Source organism: Nonomuraea sp. NPDC050202, assembly GCF_040656115.1.
GTDB lineage: Bacteria > Actinomycetota > Actinomycetes > Streptosporangiales > Streptosporangiaceae > Nonomuraea.
This window is the reverse complement of sequence record NZ_JBFALF010000020.1, coordinates 129,305-148,102: the sequence shown is the minus strand read 5'-3', so window position 1 is coordinate 148,102 and position 18,798 is coordinate 129,305. Positions and strand designations below refer to the sequence as shown.

The 18,798-nt window shown below is 73.4% G+C and carries 13 protein-coding genes; 9 read left to right on the top strand and 4 right to left on the bottom strand.

Features of this window, described 5'->3' with window-relative positions:
• Position 1: 1 nt before the first annotated feature.
• Complete coding sequence (locus AB0I79_RS39315; RefSeq protein WP_357884676.1) at positions 2–391, bottom strand: STAS domain-containing protein; 390 nt, start codon at positions 389–391, stop codon at positions 2–4.
• Positions 392–474: 83 nt separating this feature from the next.
• Between AB0I79_RS39315 and AB0I79_RS39310 the strand changes: the two genes are divergently transcribed.
• From AB0I79_RS39310 to AB0I79_RS39280, 7 genes are all read left to right on the top strand, one after another.
• Entirely contained in the window at positions 475–1,359 is an 885-nt protein-coding gene (locus AB0I79_RS39310; RefSeq protein ID WP_357884674.1) for an SseB family protein, read from the top strand.
• A complete protein-coding gene (locus AB0I79_RS39305) occupies positions 1,359–1,766 on the top strand; it encodes a hypothetical protein (protein ID WP_357884672.1) in 408 nt (135 codons plus the stop codon). The genes AB0I79_RS39310 and AB0I79_RS39305 overlap by 1 nt, the downstream gene beginning before the upstream one ends.
• 123 nt (positions 1,767–1,889) lie before the next feature.
• A complete protein-coding gene (locus AB0I79_RS39300) occupies positions 1,890–2,261 on the top strand; it encodes a YbaB/EbfC family nucleoid-associated protein (RefSeq protein ID WP_357884670.1) in 372 nt (123 codons plus the stop codon).
• Positions 2,258–2,602: a hypothetical protein gene (locus AB0I79_RS39295; RefSeq protein WP_357884668.1), complete on the top strand. Its 345-nt coding sequence runs from the start codon at positions 2,258–2,260 to the stop codon at positions 2,600–2,602. Before AB0I79_RS39300 ends, AB0I79_RS39295 begins: the two co-directional genes overlap by 4 nt.
• A 10-nt stretch (positions 2,603–2,612) precedes the next feature.
• Positions 2,613–12,899: a hypothetical protein gene (locus AB0I79_RS39290; RefSeq protein WP_357884666.1), complete on the top strand. Its 10,287-nt coding sequence runs from the start codon at positions 2,613–2,615 to the stop codon at positions 12,897–12,899.
• Between the two features lie 27 nt (positions 12,900–12,926).
• A complete protein-coding gene (locus AB0I79_RS39285; protein WP_357884664.1) occupies positions 12,927–13,451 on the top strand; it encodes a hypothetical protein in 525 nt (174 codons plus the stop codon).
• Positions 13,444–13,989: a hypothetical protein gene (locus tag AB0I79_RS39280; protein ID WP_357884662.1), complete on the top strand. Its 546-nt coding sequence runs from the start codon at positions 13,444–13,446 to the stop codon at positions 13,987–13,989. Before AB0I79_RS39285 ends, AB0I79_RS39280 begins: the two co-directional genes overlap by 8 nt.
• A gap of 79 nt (positions 13,990–14,068) precedes the next feature.
• Here AB0I79_RS39280 and AB0I79_RS39275 read toward each other — a convergent pair whose 3' ends face one another.
• Positions 14,069–14,638: a polymer-forming cytoskeletal protein gene (locus AB0I79_RS39275; RefSeq protein ID WP_357884660.1), complete on the bottom strand. Its 570-nt coding sequence runs from the start codon at positions 14,636–14,638 to the stop codon at positions 14,069–14,071.
• A 158-nt stretch (positions 14,639–14,796) separates the two neighbouring features.
• Positions 14,797–15,978 (bottom strand): hypothetical protein, encoded by a 1,182-nt coding sequence (locus AB0I79_RS39270; protein ID WP_357884658.1) that lies wholly within the window; start codon positions 15,976–15,978, stop codon positions 14,797–14,799.
• Positions 15,979–16,119: 141 nt separating this feature from the next.
• Between AB0I79_RS39270 and AB0I79_RS39265 the strand changes: the two genes are divergently transcribed.
• Positions 16,120–17,454, top strand: a complete 1,335-nt coding sequence (locus AB0I79_RS39265; RefSeq protein WP_357884656.1) for a lanthionine synthetase LanC family protein — start codon at positions 16,120–16,122, stop codon at positions 17,452–17,454.
• Here the strand turns inward: AB0I79_RS39265 and AB0I79_RS39260 are convergent.
• Positions 17,441–18,301: an NAD(P)-binding domain-containing protein gene (locus AB0I79_RS39260; RefSeq protein WP_357884654.1), complete on the bottom strand. Its 861-nt coding sequence runs from the start codon at positions 18,299–18,301 to the stop codon at positions 17,441–17,443. The two genes, AB0I79_RS39265 and AB0I79_RS39260, sit on opposite strands and share 14 nt — an antisense overlap.
• A gap of 61 nt (positions 18,302–18,362) precedes the next feature.
• On the opposite strand from AB0I79_RS39260, the gene AB0I79_RS39255 reads away from it, so the two are divergent.
• Positions 18,363–18,704, top strand: a complete 342-nt coding sequence (locus AB0I79_RS39255) for a helix-turn-helix domain-containing protein (RefSeq protein WP_357884652.1) — start codon at positions 18,363–18,365, stop codon at positions 18,702–18,704.
• Positions 18,705–18,798: the final 94 nt, after the last annotated feature.

Genomic DNA, 18,798 nt, shown 5'->3' with positions numbered 1-18,798 from the left:
CTCACCCGCCGAAGCCGTGCCGGGGGTCGGCCGCCTGGATGGCCGCCTCCACCGACGGCTCGACGTGGAAGGACTCGAGCAGACCGCTGAGCGACAGGATCCGCTCCACCCGGGCGGGCACGTTCGACAGGACCAGCGGGGAGCGCTGCGCGCGGCTCTGGTTCAGCAGCAGCACCAGCACGCCCACCCCCATGGAGTCGCAGAACGTCAGGCCGCCCAGGTCCAGCACCAGACCCACGGAGGGAGCGACCTGCCAGGCGTCCGCGACCTGCCGGTGCAGCAGGTCGGCGCAACGGTAGTCGAGGTCGCCGCTGGCATGGGCCACGATCAGGTTTCCGTGCAGGCCGATCGAGACGGTGAACCGCCGGGCGGGATCGCTCTGTCCGGTCATGGGTCTCCATCGTCGGCTCGATGAGAACGGGGAGCAACCCTCCCTCGTCGCTACGTACCTGGCGAAGAGGACAAAATGGGCGAATGACTGCCGATGATCAACCACCGGCCGGCCCGTTCGAGGAGCGGCTGTGGGCCGCGCACCGGGACGGGCGGCAGGCGTTGTGCCTGAGCCTGCTGCGTGAGGCCGACCTCGCGCTGCCGATCACCGCCGCCGCGGCGGCGGGCACGGAGCCGCCCGCCTGGGCGACGATCGCCGACGCCGAACGGACCTGGCTGATGGCCTTCACCTCCGTCGAGGCGATGACGCTGGTCTCCGGCGGGGCGGCGACGCACTGCCGGATCGCCTCGCTGCCCGAGCTGGCCGCCGGCTGGCCCGACCTGAGCTGGGGGCTGGCCGTCAACCCGGGGATGCGGGTGTCGTTCCTGCTGGATCCCGGTACGGTCGCCCGCCTGGCCGTGCCCACCATGGTCCAGGACCTCCGGCTCGCCCCCGGCTCCGGGGTGCCGGTGGTGCAGAAGCTGCTGCCGGCCGGTGAGATCCCGCAGCTGCTGTCCACGGGCGAGCCGAGGGTGTCCGGCTACTGCCACCACGCGCTCGACGTCTCGCACATCGCCACGCCTGCGCTGCTCGCCGGCGTCCTGGGGTGCCCCGACCTGCTGACCGAGAGCGGGTCGCTGAACATCCTGCGCTGGCGTCCCGTCGGGCTGGAGCTCTACCACACGCCGTACGGGGGAACCGACGAGCAGGGCAGGGACGCCGTGGCGGGCTGGGTGGTCGAGGAGCCGCCGTTCGTCGGCATGGGGCTGGTGCCCAGCGTCGACCACGTCGTCCGCGAGTACAAGGTGTACGGGGTCGGCCTGCCCCACGGCGCTGAGATCTGGGAGCTCACCCACGAGGGCACCGAGCACCGCCGGGCCATCTACCACGGCGACCTGCGGCGCTGGCTGCTGATCGGGAGGCGCTAGTGACGTCCTGGCACTTCTACCGCGCCCGCTGGCGCGGCGCCGACTACCCGGCCAGCCCGGAGCCGCACGCCCTGGAGCTGTGGGTACGCCTGCGCAGCGGCGAGCCGCTGGACGGCTTCGAGGAGGTCGAGCCGGGCTGTCACGTGCGTACCGTCCCGGTGACCGAGTGCGACTGGCTGCACTTCGTGACCGTCGTGTGCCGCTGGCGCGGCGAGTGGTTCCACGTACATGACGAACGGGACGGGCTGCTGCTGCTCGAATACCTCGGCGGATCCGCGATCAGCGCCCGCGAGCTGGGGCTGGAGCGGGTGGAGCGCGGCGTGTGGCGGGCATGGGCACCCCGGCCGGAGGTGATGGAGCTGCGCGAGGAGATCGTGCCGATCACCGCCGAAAATCATCACTTTTAGGCTAAGACCTTGATACCTGGTGTTCATGTGACGGAAACTGACCAGTAAGGCAGGTGTGGCGTAACAACGGACGAATGTCGCGAGGGGGTTATGGGGTCACCGGAGCGGCCCGATGTGGCGGCGATGCGGGCGTACGCGGACGAGCTGCGCGAGATGTTCAACCGGCTGCAGGACGAGGGGCTGGAGCTGCACGCCAAGGCGAAGGCCGTCCAGGCCACCGAGACCTCCCGCGACGGCCTGGTCTCGGTCACCGTCGGCGCGCGCGGCGAGCTGATCCGTCTCGACCTCGACCCGCGCATCTACCGGCGCCCCGACGCGCGCGCCCTGGCCGACACCATCGCCGACACCGCACGCAAGGCCGCCGAGGCGGCCCAGCAGCGCGTCATCGAGATCTTCGAGCGGGTGATCCCCGCCGACCAGTTCAAGGCACACCTCGACGGCGACGTCGAGACCGTCATGGCCTGGCTCGCCAACGACATGGGAGGTGGCCGGTGAACGAGCGCTGGGACGGCGCGTTCATCGCCAGATCGGTCGTGGACCGCGGCATGACCGCCTGGTCAACGAACGCCGAGGAGGTCAGCCGGACGCTGCCCAAGCTGGTCGGTGAGGTCGAGAAGTGCCTGGCCGCGATGCCCTGGGGCGTCGGCGCGGAAGGCGACGCCTTCCACCAGGCGCACCTGCGCGACGGCGGGCCCACCGAGATGATCAACCAGTGCAAGCGGCTGGCCGAGGAGATCGTGGACGCCGGCGACCGGCTGCGCCACGCCATCGACAACACCCGGCAGACCGACGCCGACATCGACCACGACCTCACGCGCATGACGCGCGAAGTCTGAGCAGAGCCCCATGGCGTACTCGGGGGACAGCCACGTCCAGACCAGCGGTGCGGTGCCGGCCGAGCAGGAAGTCGTCAGCATCGACTCCGACGTCCAGCCGGTCTGGGAGACCGAGGCGCTGCCCGACTGGGTCGTCTACTGGCTGATCCCCATGCTGGCGGCCGGCCAGAGGTGGCCGGGCGCCAGCGAGAGCGGCCTGTCCGCGCTGGCGCACGCGTACGCGGGTCTGTCCGACGGCAGCACGAAGTCCGTCGAGCCCGCCGGCTCGGCCACCCGCACCATCGTGACCGGCTGGAGCGCCCCCGCCACCGCCGACTTCGTCACCCGCGCCCGCCGGCTGTACGGCGCCGAGGGCGGCATCACCGGCGTGAGCAGGAACGCCCGCGCCTACGCGCAGCAGGTCAACGGCTTCGCCGTGGAGACCCAGTACTCCAAGCTCTCCATCAACGTGGCGTTCTGGGTGACCGTCATCGCCATCGCCATCGCCCTCATCGTCGCCTTCTTCAGCGCCGGCGCCTCCACCGCGCTCATCGGCCCGTACGCGGCCGCGGCCCGGACCGCGATCAGCCGCATCCTGGTCAGGCTCGCCACGATCGCCGGCCGCGAGATCGGCGCGGCCCGGCTGGCCAGGGTGGCCGCGCTGAGCGGCGCCACCGGGCGCGGCGCGCTCGTCCGGCTGCTGGCCTCGCCGATCGGAAAGGAGCTCATCGAGGAGATCGGCGAGGAGTTCACCATCGCCTACAAGGCCCAGCAGCAGCAGATCGAGATGGGCACCCGCAAGGAGCTGGACTGGAAGATGCTGGCGGCCACGGCCCTCGGGGCCGGCGGCGGCGCGGTCACCGGCACCGTGGTGGCCGGGCCGGTCTCCCGGGTCAACCGGGTCGTGCCCGGCTTCACCGGCCGCGCGCTCACGACCGGCCTGACCAACGTGATCGCCTCGCCGGCCGGCAGCCTGCTGGGCAACGGGCTGGTGTACGGGCAGTGGCAGAACCCGTTCACCGCCGAGTCCATGACGGGGGCCTTCCTCGGAGGTGTGGGGCGTACCGGGAGCATCAGCCCGTTCAACCCCGACGTGGCCACGGCGCTGGCCCATCCGCTGACCACGCTCGCCTCGGCCTACGACGCCGCCGCCCGTGCCGACGAGGCCCGCGCCGCCGGCCCGTCCGCCGGCCCGTCCGCCGGCCCGTCCACCGGCCCGTCCACCGGCCCCTCCACCGGCCCCTCCACCGGCCCCTCCACCGGCCCTGTCCCGACGGGCGGCGGGCCCTCGGGCCCGGACAGCAACCAGCCCGGCGCCCAGCGCAACCCCGACCTGGTCACCGTCCCGTCGCCGGGGCCGTCCACCACCCCGGCAGCCGGCAACCAGAGTCCCGGCGCCGGTCAGCCGGACGCGGACGTCTCCACCCGCCGGCGCTCCACCTCCCCGGACCAGCCCGCCGTCACGCCTGCCCCTGACGAGACCCCGGACCGGCAGCCCGGCACGGACACCCGCCCCGACACCGCCCCGCGCGCGGACACGGACACCACACCGGAACGCCGCCCGGCCACGACCGACACCCAGGCCCGGCAGGAGGAAGGGCCGGATCCGGACGCCACGCTCTCCGACACGGATGCCGCTCCGGCGCAGAACGACGGCCAGAACGAGGGCCAGAACGACGGCCAGGACGAGCAGGACCCGGCCGCCGTGCACCCGCCGGCGGATCCTGCGGCGCAGCAGTCGCCCGGCAACCCCGACGAGAGCTCCGCGGCGCAGGACGACACGGCCCAGGACGACACGGCGCGCGACGACACAGCGCGCGACGACGAGAGCGCCACGCGGGAAGGGGCGCACCCCGACGACCACACCGCGCCCGGCCCGAGCGACGACCACGCCCCCGCCGACCAGCCCTCGCAGATCGCCAACGCCCCGTCCGGGAGGTCGGACGCCGACCCGGACGGGAGCATGCCGGCGATCCCGGCGACGGTCCCGGCACCGCTCAGGGCGCGGTCGGCGTTGCTGGACGCGCTCGACAGCACCTTCCCCGGCGCGCTGATCGGCCCCACCGGAGAGGTGATCGTCCCGCATGGTAACGGCCACCGCGTCCTGTCGAGCGCCACCATGGCCCGCCTGCGCAGCGTGCTCGACATCCGTGCCGCCGTGATCGACAACTATGCGGACCTGGTGGTGGATGCGTCCGCCCTGGTGCTGATCGCCGTGTCGGACGACAGGCTGTCGTCCGACGCCCCCGCCGGCATCGCACCTCCGGCGGCGCACACCAGCCAGCCCGGCACCGTCACCTCCCCGCCGATCCCCGGCACCCGGTACGTCACCGACAGCGGCCGTCCCACCGACGTCACCCTGGACGAGCTCAAGCAGGCCACGGCCGAACTGCTCGCCACCTACTTCCAGCACGCCGCCGAGACGGTCCTGGAGCTGTTCTGGTCCGGCGACATCCTGGTGGTCCGCACCGCGAACGGCACCCACCACTTCCGCCCCGTCGTCGGCCCTCGCGACCAGGAGATGATGGGGCAGACCACGCTCAGGGCGGCCACCATCGCCGACCCGGCCGCCCCCGCCGGCCCGGGCACGGTCGAGCTGCACGAGGTGAGCTTCCCCTCCCGCATCGCCACCGACCAGATCTCCAGGGTCTGGCTGCACGAGATCACCGACACGCTGCAGCGCCTGGCGGCCGAGCAGAGCAGCGGCCGGCAGGGCGTGCTGCGCCGGACACGGGCAGCCGGCGACGGCCGGCAGACCACCGACGAGTGCGTGCCCGGCCGGCGCAACGAGCTGGAACTCCTCACGGACAAGTGGGAGCGCGCCTCGACCCTTCAGGAGAAGTACCTGCTGGCGGGTGACATCCAGGGCGTGCTGGACGACCTGCGCCGGCGCAAGGTCACACCCCCGCTCCCGCCCTGGGCGACCGGCCCCCGGGCCGTGCGGACGAGCCTCGAAGTGGGCAGGCCCGGCCCTGACCTGAGCGCCGAGGCCGCGCAGGAGATCGCCAGGCGGTTCGCGGACGCCGAACAGGCCCTGACCCGGCTGAGGGACGACAAGAAGGCGAGCGCGAAGGAGGCCGGCAAGGCGGCCCGCGAAGCCGCGAAGGAGGCCAAGGAGGCCAAGGGTCAGAAGGACAGCGGCGCGGCGCTGCGCGCCGACACGGCCGAGGCGGACGCCCAGAGCCACAGGAACAGGCAGGGCCGGCACATCAGGATCGCCGCCGCGTACGAGGCCGCGCTGAACGAGGCGACCAAGGCCAGGGAGGCGTACGAGCGGTACGCGCGGGTGCGCGCGGCGGCGCCGCACGCCCCCGCGCCGACGCAGCCCGGCCAGATGAGCATGGAGGCCACCGCCGCGGCCAACCTGAGTGAGGCCGGGCGGACGCACGACCGGTACCTGGAGGCGCTGGCCAAGGCGCTGCCCGACCCGTTCTCCATGCCGGAGGCGATGCCCACCGGCAGGCTGGCGCATCTGAACGTGCTCACCGACAGGGTCAACGACGCCCTCAAGGAGAAGGGGGCCCCCAGGCGGTACACCCCGGACGAACTGGAGAACTACATCCGCGCCGACTTCCACAAGGTCGTGTCGGGTGACGGCCTGGTGCTGAGCACCGGCTGGGGCAGGAACGCCGCCGAGGTGCGGATCAGGCTCACCCTGTCCGACCTGGTGGAGGTGATCGATCCGGCGGTCGTGGCGTCCCAGGCGACGGTGGGCATGTTCTACCAGACCGGCCAGACGTACAGCGCCACGAAGTCGGGCGGCACCGGCACCACGGTGGACCTGAGCAGCGCGCCGCTCACGCCGTTGCTGCAGGTGGGCAGCACGCCCAGGCTCCTGGCCGAGATGTTCGCCGTCGGGGTCGGCGCGAGCCACGGGCGCAGCTGGTCGGCCTCCAGCGGCAGCAGCATGTTCGAGCAGGGCGGTTCGGTCGCCGACAACCGCAGCGAGTCGATGCTGTTCGACGCCAAGGCCACGTGGTCCGTGGAGGTACGCACCAGGAAGAGCAACGGGTGGAGCGCCCCCGTCCTGGTCAGCTCCGGGGATCCCGGCGACACCACCACCCAGCGGATCTGGGTGTGGCACTCCTACGTCGATCAGGAGTCGCGCAGGACGACGACGCTCGACGACGTCAAGCAGACCTTGAAGATGACGAACCCCGAGGCCACGCGGAAGAGGCCGGTGTCGAACCAGGAGGTCATCTCCATGACCGGCCTGGAGGCGGCCTTCGACGAGCTCGCCCGCAAGCTCGGCGGCGAGTTCGCCAGGATCGGCACCAACGCGCGCCGGGATCTGCGCAAGTTCGTCACCCAGGAGGTGCAGGCGCGCTTCGGCAAGACGCGCACCGGCCTGTCGGCGATCCTCGCCGTGAAGGGCGAGCCCGACGTCCGCATCACGGCCACGAGCCGGCTCGTTCCTGGGGAGACCAGGATGGTGGGCGCTGCCACCGCGGAAGTCCTGGAAGAGGGCGTGCTCACCGAGACCGCCACCTCATCGACCTCGGTCGAGTACGGCGGATCGCTGGGCGGCAAGGCCTCCGTCGGGATCAACCACGACGTGCTGCAGGGCATGGACGTCCTCGGCCCCCTCGGCGACTACCATCCCGACGTGGTCAGGCCCGAGTTCGAGGGGCGCAGGCCGGTGTCGCGGTCGTCGTCGTCCTCGGCCGGCCAGGTGGCCGTGCACCCGGCGGTGGACAAGCGGACCGGGCTCTCGCAGGCCTACCACAAGGAGGCCGAGATCACCTTCACGGTGGAGCGGCCGGGCAAGAAGCCGGTGGAGCTGGGGCCGTTCACGACGGAGCTGCTGGTTCGCCTGCAGGTGCTGGACGCCCTCCACGCCGGCGACCCCGTGCCCGTGGACGCGTTCGTCCTGGAGAACGGCAAGCCGAAGCTGGACGCCGAAGGCAACATCGTCCTGCGTGACTCCCCTCGGCACGGGCGGCTCCCCGGCCGCAAGAGCGAGCTGCCGGAGTGGCTCGGCGACGGCCCCCGGCAGATGCGCGGCGCCGGCCCGACCGACGTCCGGGAGGTCGCCGGGGTGGCCGACCTCAAGGAGGAGGTGCTGGAGGAGCTCGCCAAGCTCGGGCTCGTGGCCAAGATCGTCAACGGGGTGCCGCAGTACGACTCCAACGCGCTCGTCCGCGCCGGCCAGTTCCTGAACGAGGAACAGGTCGCGGCTCACCTGGTGGAGAGCGCCATCCGCAGCGGGTTCGACCAGCTGGCGCAGAGCGGCGTCCTGATCCCCCTCCAGCGGCACGGCCGCAACGCCACCCCCGACGTGTACGGGCTGTACATCGTGGTGCGGCAAGATTTCAGCGGCCGGGGCGTCCCCAAGGGGCTGGTCAACAAGGTGCGCACGCACCTCGAGATCGCCAGCGACTCGTCGGGGCGGGGCGTCAACCAGTCCAAGAAGCTCGGCGCCGGCGCCTCGGCGGTCAAGACGGACGGGCCACCCGAGCATCAGGACGGGATCACGCACAAGGCGGGCCTGAACGGCGGCGCCGACTGGTCGTACTCGGCCGGGACCAGCACCTCCAGCATGGTCAACAGCGTCGACATGGAGGAGGACGGCCAGAACAAGCAGACCGCGAACCTCGAGACCACGGCGAGGCTCGAGGTTCACCTGGTGCACAACGGCGAGATCAAGGAGCTGGTCGACGCCCGCACCGTCAAACCCCTGCTGATGGTGCCCGGCGACATGCTGCCCCGTGACGGAGGGCCGGACTTCACCGGCTCGATGGGCAGGCCGACGAAGAAGCTGATGAAGCGCGCGACGCTGGAGCACTTCGACGCCGGCCCCGCGCTCGGCGACATCAAGCAGATCTGGAAGCTCCTGCCGCGCGGCCTGCGGGACAAGGTGGCGCCGCTGGCCCAGCTCTGGCCCCTGCTGAGCCGGCACTTCCTCGCCTCCCACCTGTTCGCGGGCCGTCCCGTCCGCAGGGACCTCGTGCTCGACCCCGACGGCATCGCGCCCGCGCGCGCGTCGCTGGAGGTGCGGGGTGAGCTCGGCGAGGCGCGCCTGGTCGACGTCGTGGACTCGGTGACCGGCCGCATCATGCTCGCCCTGCGCAGCGTGGGCATCTCCTGGGGCGGCTCGAACAACCTCGCACTCGGCCTGATGAACAGTCTCGCCGACTCCGACGACGGCGGCACGACCAGCGACTCCGGCACCCTCAAGCTGCCCTCGCGCTCCCGGGTCAGGGCGATCACGACTGCGCTCGTGGCCATCTTCGGCACCGAGTTCCTGGGGATCTCGGTCGCCAGGAAGTACCGGTTCCAGGTGCCCGTGGACGTCGAGGTGAAGCTGCGCACCAGCCGCGCCGTTCCGACCGGCCATCACGCCGGCGGGTGGAAGAGCCGCATGCTCCACAGCCAGGGCAACGGGCTGTTCACGGTCCCCGAGCACGACGCGCTGCGGATGTACGCCGACGGCGAGCTCTCCCTGCCCCTGCCCGTGCTGGCCGACGCGGTCGAGCGGTTCCTCAACGGCAGCATGAAACCCCACCGGACTCTCGCGGTGCCGCTCGTCATGCGGTACGTCAAGGCCCGCGGCGACGCGCTGTCCCGCGGCGAGAACATCGGGATCGGCGCGGGACACACCCCCGCCAAGCTGCTGGAAGCGCTCAAGAAGGTCGCGGACCTGGGCGACACGTTCGCCCCCGCCGTCGCGGCCGCGGCGGCCGATCCGCTCACGGCGCGGAGCGGGCTCGAGAACGCGCTGAGCGAGGCGAAGGACGTCAACGACCGCCTCAAGGACGTCGTGGTGGCCCCGCAGTACGAGAACGGCATGGGCGTGAGCCTGCCGCAGGCGTTCGACGTGACCGACGGCCAGGGCAACCCCGTCAACATCATGGACGTGGTGCTGAGCGCGGTCGACGCCGCGGTCCCGGGCGCCGTGAGAGGCACACCGAACCTGCGCGGGCAGATCGCGAACGACCTCGACAACGACCAGGCGGAGGTCCACCTCGACGACATCTGGTCGCGACGCGGGCTCGAGCGGGAGTACACCGTGCACGTGGGCCGCGAGAGCAGGGCGGCCAAGGCGGTCACCGTCCGGGTGCGGATGGAGCCCGCCCCCGGCACGGACCCGCGCAAGGCGGTGCTGGTGGACCAGTCCGACGAGGACGGGATCATCCTGCAGCGCTACCGCGCCAAGGAGCTGTCGCACACGGAGGCGTACTCCGTCTCGCACTCCGCGGGCCTCGACTACGGCGACTCCGACAGCGACGGCGACAACACGGGCGGGCTGTCCACCAGCCGCGGCCGCTCCTACTCCAGCAGCAACAGCGAGAACCGGATGAGGCTGCAGCGGCTGGCCAGGTTCAAGGGCCTGACGACGGTCGAGCAGGACATGAGACTCGTCGTCGAGGTCGTCACCGGCCCCGCCCACGTGCGGCCGCTGCCGCTGGAGAGGCGGCTGCCCCGGGCGACCGGCCTGGTCAGGGCGCAGTTCTCCAAGCTCGTCTCCGCGCTCGGCAAGGCCAAGCTGGCGACGATCCGGCTGTGGCGCAGGCGCCCGGCGGTGAGCCTGGAGTACGACGTCAAGCTGCAGCGCGGCATCCCGAGCGACATGGTGCGCAGGGCCGACCAGGACCCGGGCCCGGTTCCCGGCGTGATCGACCCGCGCCGGGTGGAGCTGGAGCCCGGCCACTTCCCCGAGGCCCTGTCCGAGGACATGGACAGGGACGCGCTGTTCGACGTGGTCGACGCCCAGCTGACGAGGATGACGGGCCACGCCGCCACCAAGGAACGGGCCGGGGAGCTGTCGGCCTGGCTGTCGCACTCCGGACTGATCACCGGCCTGGAGCGGGCGGCGGGCCGCGACGGCGACGTCGTGCCGCAGACCGCCGAGCCGAAGTTCCGCAACCAGGGCGTGGACGTCACGCTCCAGGCGCGCATGTCGGACCTCACGGTCGTGGCGGGGCCGTTCGACGGCGAGAAGGGCGAGGTGGACCGGCGGGCCGACGCGCAGAACGTGTCCGTCGGCCGCGGTCACGTCCTGCCCCTGGGCGCGTCCGGCGGCACCAGCTTCAAGGCGCTCGGAGTCGGTTTCTCCAAGCGGTACGGGGCGCAGTCGGCGCAGAGCGCCGCCGCCCATCAGGGAGCGCGCCGCGAGCGCAGCATGTTCGAGACCGGCAAGCTCTACACCGTGCGCGTCAGGGTGGACTACGACCTGACCTTCGAACGCGTGCAGCGGCACCGCCGCGGCGACGTCCTGCCCAGGAAGGACGTCGTGCACCTGCCGGGCAAGGCCGGCGGCACCGCCATGATCACGATCTTCGGCGAGGAGCTCGCCGAGCTGCACGCCAGGATGGAGGCCGGCGTGCGTGTCGCGCCGCCCATGGATGACCTGCCCAGGTTCACCTTCCGCCCGAAGCGCGGGCGCAGCGGCCTGATCCAGGTTCTGCAGGACGCCCGCGTCGCGGCCCGCGAGCGGGGCAAGGTGGCCAGGGTCCACGTGTACGAGGAGGGACCGGACGGCAGGACGGTCAAGCGCCGTTACCTGGCCACCCCCGACGGCCTCGTGCTCGGCGACACCGACGGCGGCAGCCGCGCCGAGGCCGTCGACGGCGGCTTCGCCGAGGCGTTCTCCACGCTCCCGCCCCACCTCCTGGACGCGGCCGACCGCAACGACCTGAACCTGCGCGAGATCTTCACGGACTTCCTCGTCCCGGGGACGTTCACCCAGAAGGTCGCGGCCGAGCTCGAGAGCAGGGGCGCGCTCCCGCCGGACCCGGAGCCGGTCTGGCAGGTCTCCGACGACGAGTCGCCGGCCCAGCCGCAGGGCGGCAGCACCTCCCAGGCGACGGTTCCGCAGTCGGTGACCGATCCGGAGCTCCCCGGCAGCCCGCTCGACGCTACGGCGCGTCCGGAGGGCGTTCCCGACGTGACACCCGCCGAGGTCGTCGGGCAGGACGTCTCGCCCTCCGCCTTCGGCGGCGCGGTGGCGAACATCCGCGCGAACGGCGACGACCGGCTCGCCGTCCAGGTGCCGTGGGGGCCCGACATCCACACGGTCGTCCGGGTGGGCAACCCCGGTGAACGGCTCCTCGCGCGTACCGAGCTGCACGCGGGCACCGAGGAGGACCCGCACGTGTTGTGGATGGCCCCGCGCGTGCATCCGCTCATGGTGTCGGCGGTGCTGGTCCACGAGATCTCCCACATGGTGCAGGTGCGGGCCGCGCTGCTGGCCGGCACGCCGCAGGGGATGGTCAGGGGGGCGCTGTCGCCGCTGCACGAGGGGACCGACCACTGCCTCCTGCCGCGGCTGGCCGAGCACGGCGAGCTGTCGGGCAAATGGCGCAGGACCACCGACCCGTCGGCCAAGGACCTGATCGCGCAGGCCATCCAGGTGCTCGCCGCCGACATCGCGCGCCGCGGCGCCACCCCGCCGCCCGCCCCCTGGCACCCGTCCCCACCGCCCGGGGCCCGACCGGGAACGGCGGGCGCGACGGACATCGCCGGCCTGCCGGACGCGGAGACGCTCGCCAGGCTGCGCGGCCTCATCGACGGGGAGCCGTCCGCGCAGGGCTCGATCGCGGCGGCGCTCGGCGGCATCACGGCGGGCGCCCCGGACGCCAACGCCGTCCGGGCCGAGGCCGAGAGGGCCGGGCTCGCTCCCGGGCAGCCGGGTGCGGCGGCCAGGATCGTGGCGCTCGCCAGGGCCGGCGAGCTGGCCCCCGAGCACGTCACCGCGCTGCGCGGCAGCCCGGCGCTGCCCGAGACGGCAGCCGCCGACGCCGTCGCCAGGGCCGTCGCCCGCATGGGCGCCCGGGCCCGCACGTACGGTCCCGGCCTGCTCGACATCGAGATCCCCGGCCGCCCGCCCATCCCGGTCGAGATCCGCGCGGCGAGCCAGGCGGGCCGCCCGGACGAGGGGCTGCTGACGTACCAGGTGGACGAGAGCCGCACGATCGGCGCGAACGAGCGGGCCGCCGCCTCCACCGCCGCGGCCGCCCTGGCGGCGACGCTGGGCCTGGATCCCGCCGGGCACGCGGCCGTCGCCGGGCTGTACGAGACCGTCCGCCAGGTCCGCGCCGCCACGCCCGCGCAGTTGCCCGCCCGCCTGGGCGTCCTGCACGACGTGGCGTCCGCGGTCCCCCGGCGGCTCGTCCCCGCGGCGCTGGCCGCCGACCTGGCCGCGCTGCTGGCCGGCCCGCGGCCGGGAGCCAGGCACGCGAGGTGGAACCGGGCCAGGAGCCTGGCCAACGGCACCGGCTGGCACCCGCTGGAGAGGGAGTGCGAGTGCCCGCCGGAGCTGCCCTGCCGGTGCGGCCGGCGTGAGGAGGCGGGCACCGGTCGCGCGGTGCGGGCATGATGGAGACCTCCGAGGGAGAGGACGGTTATGACCTTCGCGGTAGCCAGGACGAGGGATGAGGCACATCTCTACCTCGACCTGCACCCTTGCGCGTGCGGCTCGGTGGAGACCACCTGGGAGAGCGGCCTGGTGAGCGCCGGGGGCGGCCTCGCCAACCGCTACTCCGGCGCCTGCGAGAGCTGCGGGCAGCAGCGCGAGTACGTGTTCGGGCTGCCGGAACGGCCGGTCATGCCCGCGGGCTACCCCACGTTCGGCGGCACGGAGCCGTCAGAGCTGCTCGACGCGGGGGAGTGGCTGTGGGTGGCCGACCTGACGGCGGGCAACGTGCCGGCGGACGACCGGGCCGAGGCGCATCGCTCGCTGTCCGTGGCGACGGCGGCGGTCGAGGAGGTCGTGAAGTTCATCCCGCCGGGCGCCGACGAGGTTCCCGGCGACGCGTTCTGGTCACAGCGGGGCCGTGAGGTCCGGGCGGCCGAGCCCGGCCGGTTCCAGCTCGACCGGCTGCTCGTCGTCCGCGACACCTACCGGGACCTGGCGGCCCGGCATGCCTGAGCGGGGCCGCGCACGCTCCCTCGTCGAGGCGCACGTCTACCTCGACGTGGTCGCCTCCGGCGGCTCGGCGCGGTCGTCGGTGGCCGAGACGCCCGACGGCTGGCTGGTGCGGGCCGGCGGCGTGGAGGTGCTGGTCCCGTACGAGGCGGAGCAGGAGGCCAGGCGGTCGCGCGCGACGTTCGGCACGGGCGTCTCCGAGCTGCTGGACCCCGGCCAGTGGGTGCTGGTCGGCGCCACGTACGCGAGCAGGGCCCTGGAGGGCGGCCTGTTCCACACCGCCGACCCCTCGGCGGACCCCGCGCGCTTTCACACCGTGGTCGCCGACTGGACCTACGCCGCCGACGCGGTGGGCGAGGCGCTGAAGTTCCTGCCCGACGGGGCCGGGGAGCTGCCGCCCGAGGCGTTCTGGACGCATCTGGGCAGGTCTGCCCGCGACGCCGAGCCGGGCCGCTTCACCAGGGCGAAGCTGGAGAGCGACCTGGCCTTCTATCGCCAGAGCCTGGCCGACTTCCGCCACCTGCACACCGAGGACGCCTGAGGGCCTCGACCGGGGACGTCTGAGGGCCTCGACCACCGGGGGGTGGCGGCCGAGCCCTCAGGCGGTTGGCGGGGCCGCGTCAGAAGCGGCGGCACTGGCCTTCCTTGTCGCCGCGCACCGAGTTCTTGCCGCCGGTCACCTTCGAGCGGTTGCCCTCGCACTCGAGGTTGCCGTCCACGCTGTTGCGGTGCACCTGCAGGCCCTTGCGGTTGTCCTTGAGCTGAATGTTGCCGTCGACCCGGTTGCCGTTGACGCGCAGGTAGCGCCGGTTGTCCTCCAGCTGGATGTCGCCGTCGACGCGCGAGGAGGTCACGGTGACGGTGCCGCTGTCCTTCACCTGGATGTTGCCGCCAACCTTCGAGCCGGCGGTGACGGAGACCGCGCGGGCCCCCTCCGCCTGGATGTCGCCGTCAACCCGGGCGCCGCGCGCCACCAGGGTGCCCCCGCCGCCGACCTTGACGTTGCCGTCCACCCGGGTGCCAAGGAGGGTGCAGGTGGCGCCCTTGGGCACGCGCACGTCGTCGACACTCGCGGACCGGATCGTGCCCTTGCAGGTGCGCGAGTCGGCGGCGGCGGGGGTGGCCATGGCCAGGCCGCCGAACACGGTGCCGAGGAGGGCGCCGGCGACGACCAGCTTGATCGGCTTCATCTTCATGCCTTTCGTCAGTCAACCGGGGCGGGTCGTCCGCCCGGCATGAAGAAGCATCTCGACCGGCGGTGGCCGCCACGTGAGATGGACATTAGGGATTTCTCATCTACATCGGTACACAACGATCACCGTCGATGGCTCGGCCTCGGGCGCGGGGGTCAGCGGCGGCGCGGCGTGTACGGGGCCAGCGCGGCGACGTCGATGTCCGCGTCCGGCCAGCGGCGGCGCAGCGCGTCGGCCAGGTGGCGGCACCATCCGGCCGGCCGGGGCAGCGCCCGGTGGGCGTCGGCGGTGCTCGCCGCGGCCTCCAGGGTCGCCACGAGCTGGGCCCGGCTGTCGTCACCGGCCGGGCGGGAGTCCAGCACGGGCAGCCGGTGCAGGCGGGCCAGCGCGTACGCCACGCACGCCGCCGCCAGCCCCAGCCCGTAACGCCGATCGTCCTCGGCCTCCGGCACCCCGGCAGCCAGCGCCCGCCGGTAGACCTCCCCCAGGTCCTCCAGCGCCGCGCCGCCGTCCACCGCGTCCCCCGCGTCCCCCGCGTCCCCCGAACGGCCGCCCGCCGCCTCCGCTCCGGCCGGGGAGTCCTCCGAACGGCCGCCCGCCGCCTCCGCTCCGGCCGGGGAGGCCGTCACCCACATCCACGCCGGCCCCGGCACGTGCAGGCACGCCGCGTCATGCAGCGCGTGCCGGAACCCGGCGAACTCGAAGTCGATCAGTCGCGCGCCGGCCGCCCCGCCCTCGTGCACCAGGACGTTGTTGGCCTCCGGATCGCCGTTGCTGAGCACCAGGAACGCCCCGGGTTCGGCCAGCTCCTCCAGCGCCGCCCCCAGCTCCCGCTCGACCCCGCCCCCGGCGGGCACCCCCAGCGCCTCGGCCTCGGGCACCCCCGACGCCCGCAGCCGGCCGACGTGCCCGAGCACGTCGGCGGCGGGCTCGACGGGCCCGAGCGCGCCGCGCCGCCGGTAGTACAGGCCCGCGCGCCCCGCCGTGACCGCGCCCAGCTCGCCCCGGGCACGGGCGAACGCGGCCAGCCGCGCCGCGTGCGCCGGGGCTCCGTCGCGGCGCAGCAGCCCGTCGAGCGCGGTCCGCGGCGCGAGGTCCTCCAGCACCACCCGTCCCGCGGCCAGGTCCTCGGCCAGCACCCGGGGCGCCAGCCGCACCCCCAGGTCCTCCGCCAGGAACCGGAGCGCGGCCACCTCCGTGCGCAGCCGCCACTCCTCGCTGTGCGTACGGGCGGCGTGCGGCCCCGACCACTTGACGATCACCGTCTCGTCCTGGTCGGTGCGGGCGCGGGCCACCCTCCACGGCTCCAGCCGGGTCCACTCCACCAGGTTGATCACCGCCACAGCCTACGCGGCCTGCGCCCGGCGGCCGGTGTCCCCGCAGGAGCCCGAGGAGGGTCATACTGGAACGGCGAAACCAGGGCGAGTGATTTTCCAATATTCCGAGTATTCCTACCAATCGTATGGGAAAATGACGGCATGAGCCTGGACGAGATGCGCGCGTCGAGCGCGCGTGCCGATTCCCCGCTGACCGCCGCCATCCTGGCCGGCCGGTGGATCCGAACGGCCGCCCTCGACGACGGGCACGGACGGCGATGGCAGGCCAACCCCGACACGCGTGGCGCGTCGGCGGTCACAGCAGAGCCCTGGTCCCTGTACTCGGGCGCGGCCGGCGTCGTGCTGTTCTTCCTGGAGCTGGCCGCCGCCACCGGGCACGAGGCGTACCTTGAGGACGCCAGGGCCGGGGCCAGGCGGCTGGCCGCCACCTGGCGAGAGCAGGACGACCTGTCCCTCTACCACGGGCTGACCGGCGTGATGCTCGCCCTCATGGAGGCGGGCTGGACGCTCGGCGAGGCGGAGTTCGAGGCCGAGGCCGTGGCCATCGCCGACCTGATCGTGCAACGCGGCCGGGCCGGCGGCGACGGGGTGACCTGGTCCCGCGACCCCGCGCAGCGCGGCGAGGGCGGGATCATCCTGGGGCTGCTGCGCGCCGCCGCCCACCTCGGCGTGCCGGCGTACGAGGAGGCCGCGGTCGAGGCCGGCCGGCGCATCGCTCGCCTGCCCGTGCCGGGCCACCGCTTCGGCGACTGCGCCGACCTGCCGGTGGACGCCGTCACCCCCGGCTTCCTGGCCGGCACGGCCGGCACCGCGTTCCTGCTCGCCCGCCTGTACGGCGTGACCGGCGACAAGCAGTTCCTGAGCGCCGCGCGCAGCGGCGCGGCCTTCGTCCGCGAGATCAGCGTCGTGACCGGCGCCTGCGCGGTCGTCCCGCACCACGTGCCGCACGCCCGCGGCCTGCACTACCTCGGGTTCTGCTCGGGGTCGGCGGGTGTGGCCCGGATGTTCTACGAGCTGTACCGGGTGGCGGGCGACCCCGGCGACCTGGAGTGGGTGGAGCGGCTGGCCCGCGGCATCGTGCGCAGCGGCGTGCCGCAGCGCCGTACCGAGGGCTACTGGAACGTCGCCTGCCAGTGCTGCGGCGCGGCCGGCGTGATCGAGCTGTTCGTCGGGTTGTGGGCGGTGACCGGCGACCGGTCCCACCTGGAGTACGCCCGCACGCTCGCCGCCGACCTCATCGGCCGGGCCAGCGACCTCGACGGCCGGGGCTACCGCTGGTACCAGGCCTACCGGCGGCTGCGGCCGGGCGAGGTGACGGCCGACACCGGCTACATGGTGGGCGCGGCCGGCATCGGCGCCGCCCTGCTCCACCTCGACGCCGCCGGCCAGCCCAAGGAGCCGCGCCGGGTCATCCTCCTGCCCGACAACCCGTTCCCGGCCATCCCCCTGCCGGCCTCCGCGGTCAGCGGGGGTTGAGCAGCTCGGTGATCCGCAGGAACCCGTCCCCGCCGTGCCCCAGCCCGATGGCGCGGCGGGCCAGCCCCTCGGCCGCCCGCATCACGCTCGCGTCGATGCCGTGCTCCTCGGAGGCGTGCACGATGTGCGCCATGGACGACGCCGCCGAGGTGATCGGGTTGCCCTCGCCTGAGTACGTGCCCTCGTCCACCTCCCGCGCGCCCTCCTCGAAGATCGGCGGCAGGATCGCGGCGATGCCCTGGGCGAACGGCGCCAGTTCCTGCGCCGTGACACCCTCCGCCCGCGCCACCGCCAGCGCGTGGGCATAGCCGGCCATCGCCGTCCAGAAGATGTCGAGCAGCGCGATGTCGTACGAGGCCGCCCGGCCGATGTCGGCGCCCAGATGGGTGTGGGAGCCGCCGAGCGCCTCCAGCACGGCCTGGTGCTCGCGGTAGAGCTCCTCGGGGCCGCTGTGCAGGAACACCGCGTGGGGTGTCCCGATGGTGGGGGTCGGCGTCATGATCGCGCCGTCCAGGTAGCCGATGTCGTGCTCGGCCGCCCAGGCGGCGGCGTCCCTGGCCCGGCCGGGGGTGTCGGCGGTCAGGTTCGCCAGCGTGCGGCCCTTGAGCGCCGCGGTCACCGCCTCGCGCCGCACGATGGCGTCGCCGGCGTCGTAGTTCACCACGCAGAGCACGGTCAGCCCGCTCGCGGCCACCGCCTCCTCGGGCGACGGGGCGCTCGCCGCGCCCCGCGCGACCAGCTCCGCGTCCCTGCCCGGCGTCCGGTTCCACACCGTGACGCGCAGGCCCGCGTCCAGGAACGCCCCGGCCAGCGCCCGGCCCATCGGACCCAGGCCGAGCACGGTCACGGCAGACTGTTCACCATATGAGGACATGCCTTTTGACTCCTCGGAAAGGATGGGATGACGAATGACGCGCAGCCGCGCCCAGGATCCGAACGTCTGCGGGGTGACCGCGGCCATCGCCGTGATCGACGGCAAGTGGAAGACCGCCCTGCTGTGGATCCTGGAATCCGGGCCGCACCGCCCCGCCGAGCTGCTCCGGCGGCTGCCGGGGCTCAGCGAGAAGGTGCTGACCCAGATGATGCGGGAGCTGGAAGGTGACGGGATCGTGCACCGGAAGGTGTACGACGTGCGGCCGCTGAGGACGGAGTACTCCCTGACCCCGTTCGGCCGCGACCTCTCAGAGGCGCTGGCGCCCCTGTCGGAGTGGGGACACCGCCGACTGGAACGGCTGGCCGCCGCTTCCTGACATACCCCTCACCTCCGCCTTCCTCTCGCCCGGCTGCGTCCTGGCGGCCTTCCCGGCCGCCAGGACAAGCTTGGCCGTGCCACCTCCGCGGCGG